The sequence below is a fragment of the Enterovibrio norvegicus DSM 15893 genome (genome assembly GCF_900115495.1).
GTDB lineage: Bacteria > Pseudomonadota > Gammaproteobacteria > Enterobacterales > Vibrionaceae > Enterovibrio > Enterovibrio norvegicus.
On record NZ_FOWR01000007.1, the window covers coordinates 173,478 to 179,479 of the forward strand.

The window sequence follows — 6,002 nt, forward strand, 5'->3', positions numbered from 1 at the left end:
ATTCCTTTCATTCACACTCTAAGGTGTGTTTTTCCAACCAGCGTTATTGACTCACCAAACGAAGATTAAGCGAGCCGTTGTCTATATCTTTTCTGCCATAAGAACTCGATGACTGATTTTTATGAACCTTTGGAATGTAGTTGCTAGTACCTTATACCAAACGAAAAAACACGAATAGTCTCAGACAGTTAGACATTGGTCGTAAGGTACGACTAATGTCTAACTGTCTGCATTGAGGCAGATTCCAGACACAAAAAAGCCCGCTCGCTCCTGTTAGTAAGAGCTCGCGGGCTTAATCTCATTTGGTAGCGCCAAGAGAAAAACAAAAAGCGAATTTACTCGGTCACTTCGCTCGGCTGAACCCTAGGTGCGCTATAAACGCACGCAGGTTTTCAAGACCGGGGTTTTCTTAGAGTGACTGTCCTTTGTTCCTTTTCATAAACGGGTATACCGTGTTTACTGCCGTATGGGACTCAATCTAAAACGGCGTCAAAAACGCGTACTACCGCCACGAATTGCTATGCCGTTGGATGTGGTGGATACACCAAACCACCAATGGGCACTCGACTTTGTCCATGACTCTCTGTATTGCGGTAAACGCTTTCGGACGCTCAAATGGTTTAAAAATACTAAGAATCGAGTTTCAGCGTTTTTTAAAAAGCTATATTCCCCACTAAACCCTATACATTTTTCAGTGTTCATATTGCTAATATATGAACTTTAAAAATTAAAAACATCTCATACGTTAAAATTAGCTGTGCAATACTGCCTAACATACCCTCACCCGGTATTATAAATTAGAAAAATTTTAATAAAATCCATTTTCAAAATCATCTCCCCCACAAATAGAAAAAGATCCGATATTATTTATATAAACGTTACTAACCAGAAAACTGGGGAAGACTCCCTGACATAAGGATGTTAAGGAGGACCAAAAATTGGGGCAAAGAATGACGTCATTTAAAACTATTTTCGGTATAGATTTGAGGTCGCTGGCGCTATTCCGTATCGGTCTAGCAATATTAATTATGGTGGACCTCATCAGTAGGGCGCGCGATCTTGAAGCTTTTTACACAGACGAAGGCGTGCTAACCCGCTCCGCGTCGATGGGATATGCTTCAGATTTTCGCTGGTCCATTTATTGGGCAAGTGGTAGTGAGTGGTTCGTCGTTTTGCTATTTATAGTCGCCTTTTTGGTGGCGTTTCTCTTGCTCATTGGCTTTAGGTCTCGGTTGATGGCTTTCATCAGCTGGATATTTTTGCTTTCCATTATGAATCGGAATGCTGTCCTAGGAGCAGGGGGGGACTCCCTACTTACCGTAATGTGTTTTTGGGCCATTTTACTGCCAATAGGAGCCAGATTCTCTATCGATTCAGCCCTAAATCGACGATATCAAACTGAACCGAACGCTGAACCCACAAGCCATAATTACTTCTCTGTAGTGTCAGTAGGCGCACTGCTTCAGGTCATGTACCTCTATTTCTTCACTTCGATTTTGAAAACGGGTGATGAATGGCGTGTTACCATGGATGCAGCTTACTATGCTGTTCATCTCGATCAAATGGCGACTATCTTCGGTATTTGGATAAGAGATTTCCCTGCGCTACTGACCTTTGGCACTTACTTCGTTTGGTACTTAGAAATTGTGGCCATATTCCTAGTATTCTCACCGGTTTACCATGTTCCCCTTCGTCTTTTCATCTTGGCGTTGCTGGTCGCAATGCACACGACTTTCTTTCTCGCACTGCATATCGTTCTATTCCCTTTTATCGACTTCATGTCGCTCAGCTTATTGATTCCTGGGATATGCTGGTCTTGGGTGGCGAGAATTAATGATCGCGCTAAACGGAAAGACGTAACCATCTTCTTCGATGAGGACTGCGGCTTTTGCAAAAAAACATGTCTTATCCTGAGAAGTTTCCTACTGCCAGAAAGCGTCAAAATACTGCCGGCCCAGAAAAACCCTGATATTTATCCGATTATGGAACGTGAAAACAGCTGGGTGTTGCGCGACCATAAAGGCGGCCTGCATACCCATTGGAATGCCGTACAATACCTCTTCCGGATCTCTATACTTTTCCGTCCAATCGGAACTGTAATGGGTTTGAAACCCGTCCTTAAAGCAGGCAACAGACTCTACGGCTGGATAGCAAACAACCGAGCGACAATGGGTCAAATAACGGAACGCTTCCTTCCATACAGAGAGGTCAAAGAGCAGGCTACCTGGTTTGAAAATGGCCTTGGCCTGAGTACGCTTTATATCGTCACCTATTACAATATTGCAGGCATCCCTCAATGGAATATCAAGTACCCTAAGCATGTGTCAGCGATAGCTCAAACACTTCGCCTTGATCAACGCTGGGATATGTTTGCTCCCTACCCTTTTAAGTTTTCACAGATGCCAGTCATTGAAGGGAAAACGCGCGGTGGTGAGATTGTAGATGTGTACCGTATGACTTTTGATAAGCCGATACGCACGTATCCAAAACTCTTATCTGCGGATTTCAAAAATTATCGTTGGCGTAAATACTTAGGAAGAATCTCCTCAACAAAAAACACCAAAGTTCTATCAGGATATGGCAACTACCTATGTCGACAATGGAATAAAGACCCTGATGTCGCCAAAGATAAACAGTTAGCTATTTTTTCAATAAAATTCAATCGCTTAAGAAACATGCCAAACTACCAAGAACCTGTTCCATCAACGATTTCAGTATGGACGCACTGGTGTTTTAAAGAGTTTGCTATCAAATAAGCAATAAAATATAGGTTAGAGGGAGTAGCAAAAAGGCTCCCTCTGTTCCAATGCTATAAACATATACTTTTCAAAAACAATCCAAAGTGATGCTTTTCTGAACTACCGAACAGCAAAACACAAGCGTCTATTTACCCACCAAAAAAATAGTCCAGCCCAACCATAAGAGCATGGCTGTCGTATTTGTCTGTTTTATTGTCGCCAATATCATCGATAAACTGGTAGCCCACACTAAGGTTCATGTTAGGTTCAAGCTTATACTGCAGGCCAACATCAGTGAGAAGTGAAAACCCATTGGCGTTGAGATTGGTTCGACTAATTTGCTTTTTTTCCATATTCCAGTAAGCCCCCCCCAACTGCCCGTAAACAGTAAAGTCGTTATCTAGCACCCACCCATAGCGCAAAGCTGCTTTAGCAAGATTTGTATTCACTTTTACGCCAGTTGCTTTAGCATCCAACTCCCCGTGGAATTGATACCCTAGCTGCACGCTCCACTGTGGCCTAAACTGAACTCCCCCACTAAGTTCAAGAATACCACTCGTTGGGTCACTACTATTATATGCACCGTCATCAGCCACTTGATAACCGCCTTTAATACCAAAAAAATAATTAGGGTATTGTAATGTAGGCTGGCTCACTTTTTCTGCCAAAGACCCATGGGATAGAAAATATAAACTTAGGGCAGAAAATGCCTTAATAGAACTCTTTATTTTAATATTCATTATTTATCACCTTAAAGAGATTTTAAAATAATAATGGAACACATTAATTATGCGCTACAAATATGAAAGGAGCCCTCATACCTCATCAATCAAATATGGACGAATTTAAAGACAAAGTAGAGGGCTCGCTTGTTCTATAATTTGACTAATTTAATGTTTAATAGAGATAGACTTCTCCAGATCTAAACCCTGTACTAGAAGAGCCTTCATCAGGAGCACCAACAATGACATTGTTATTATCTGACACATCAACCGAGTTACCGAAGTATTCATTCCAATCTGGCATTGGTGACTTCAAATAAGCGCCTTGCGACCATTCACTGCCATCAAAATTGAAGAGGTATGCTGCGCCCGACTGTGGTGCTGACACATTTGGCGTACTATTAATACCTACGCTACTGGAATCCTCACGCCAAGCACCAACAACGAGCGATGTTCCATTCGGTGACATTGCAACGCTATTACCAAACCACATGCCACTATGAACCGTCGATGCTTTGACGTAAGCCTGTTGAGACCAAGAGTCAACGTTGCGTTGGAACACATAGGCTGCACCGGTATCGCTGAGTGAATTGTTTGGTGTACTGTCAATGCCTGTTGTATTGGAATCTTCATACATAGCACCAACTGCCAACGTGTTTCCGTCAGAAGAAAGGCTCACTGACATACCAAACTGATCACCACTACCGGTATTGGAAGCCTTCACATAAGCCTGTTGCGCCCAACTGCCATTACTATTTTCAAATACATAGGTTGCACCAGCATTCGTCGCGGCATCATTTGGCGTTGTGTTGATACCCGTTGAACTGGAACTTTCTCCAATCGCACCAACGGCAAGCGTATTGCCTTCTCCGGACATCGTAACCGATTCCCCAAATTTATCTGAGCTTCCTGGATTAGAGGCTTTGATATATAGCTCCTGATTCCATGCTACACCGTCATAGCTGAATAGATATGCGGCGCCAGCCCAGCTGCTTAGCGAGTTGTTTGAAGTACTGTTGATTCCAGTAGTGCTTGAGTCTTCTCCCGGCGCGCCGACAAGAACCTTATTCCCATCCGATGACAACGCAACACTTCGGCCAAACCTATCATCAGAACCGGCATTGTCGGCTTTCAAGTAACGCTGAAATACCCAGGCGTCATTTTCAAAACGGTACACATAGGCCGCTCCCGCAGCACTCGAATCGTTGTTGTATGCACTCACATTACTTCCGTCTTCCTGGGGTGCACCAACGACCAAGGTGTTACCGTCTTCAGATAATGCCACTGCCCAACCATAAAAATCATTTGAGTCGATATTAGGCGATGTCAGTAGTTCCTCTTGTTGCCATAAGCCATCTGTAAAGCGGAAGATATAAGTAGCACCTCGTGCGGTATTTTTGTAAGGCGCGCCTGCGGCAAACACTGCACCGTCGCGTGAAATTGATACCGAGTAGCCAAACCTCGCAGATTGACTAGGATCTGAAGCTTTAATGCTGGCGATTAAATCATTTGCATCGGTTGAAGACAGAGAGAGTAAGTTAGATGACGCAGACCCTACGCTGTTTGTTGAAATAATAAAGAACTCTGAAGACAACGCAGACAGAGCCCCCGTCATACCAACTGTTAGCTCCAGCGCCCCATCCGTTGTACCTAATGGTTCGCAGTCGTTATCAAAGTCTTCATTTTGACGGCAAACAGTGTATCCCGTGGCCAGCTCAGACTTTTCCCATTCCAGCGAAACAGGGAAAGTAAGCGTCTCGGGCGAACCTGATCCCACAGTCAGAAGGTTAAAAGACTCTGGGGGTTGAGGGTTAAGATATTGGTCAATAGCGGCCTGAGACCCACCGATAGTAATAACAATATCTGTCGTCGTTACACCATCAGACGCCGTCACTTCAATGACATCCTGCACAACAGTGTCTTCAGTGAAATCAGCCACCGCTGTATCATTCACCGTATATGTCCAAGTACCGTTGACAATCACCAAAGAACCGAAGTTGCCCTCATATGGCCCTGTGCCATCAAACGTTACCGTGGAGTTATCTGAGTCAACGTCTGTCACGCCAATACTGCCTGAGGCATCAAAGGAGGTCATCGTAGCGCCCAGCTGTGTATAGGTGAGTGTCGGGGTTTCCGACGAGCCAGATACCGTAGATGCGGAAGTACCTTTAACAAGAGAACCCGACACTGGCACTAAAAATGCCGCGTATTCATTCGAGTCACTCCAAACATAGGGGGTTCTTCCGTTACCGTCCAAATCTACATAAATTTGTGCAGCAGTCACGACTCGACCCGAGAAGCTGAACTTCGCTGTATTCATGATCATGTAGGAATAGGTTTTGCCATCAATGATAACTCGCTGAGTATCATCACCCTCATATGTGTAATAGTCTGGAGCTACTATGCCACCGCGATTGGCGGTTGAATCATTATCGATAAACTGTAGGGTTGTTCCATCGGTGAGGATATTAATGCCATTAAAGCCACTACCAGTAATCGAATAGTCATCACCTCTTCTCCATCCTCTCACCTCATAGAGATC

Annotated in this window: 3 protein-coding genes and 1 pseudogene; 2 read left to right on the top strand and 2 right to left on the bottom strand. The window is 44.0% G+C overall.

The window, feature by feature from the left end:
- Positions 1 to 430: 430 nt before the first annotated feature.
- Together BM082_RS06460 and BM082_RS06465 are read left to right on the top strand one after the other, a co-directional pair.
- Positions 431 to 613 (top strand): annotated as a pseudogene (locus tag BM082_RS06460) (IS3-like element ISAma2 family transposase); the annotation flags it as partial.
- Between the two features lie 337 nt (positions 614 to 950).
- Positions 951 to 2,756, top strand: a complete 1,806-nt coding sequence (locus BM082_RS06465) for an HTTM domain-containing protein (RefSeq protein WP_017012873.1) — start codon at positions 951 to 953, stop codon at positions 2,754 to 2,756.
- Between the two features lie 131 nt (positions 2,757 to 2,887).
- On the opposite strand, the gene BM082_RS06470 is transcribed toward BM082_RS06465, so the two are convergent.
- Both BM082_RS06470 and BM082_RS06475 read right to left on the bottom strand, forming a co-directional pair.
- Complete coding sequence (locus tag BM082_RS06470; protein ID WP_017012872.1) at positions 2,888 to 3,478, bottom strand: outer membrane beta-barrel protein; 591 nt, start codon at positions 3,476 to 3,478, stop codon at positions 2,888 to 2,890.
- 157 nt (positions 3,479 to 3,635) lie between these two features.
- Positions 3,636 to 6,002 (bottom strand): hypothetical protein (locus BM082_RS06475; RefSeq protein ID WP_139218773.1); only part of this gene is annotated, 2,367 nt, incomplete at its 5' end.

Coding starts and splice junctions, on each gene's coding strand:
- BM082_RS06465 (WP_017012873.1), top strand. CDS start 951: ATGACGTCATTTAAAACTATTTTCGGTATAGATTTGAGGTCGCTGGCG.
- BM082_RS06470 (WP_017012872.1), bottom strand. CDS start 3,478: ATGAATATTAAAATAAAGAGTTCTATTAAGGCATTTTCTGCCCTAAGT.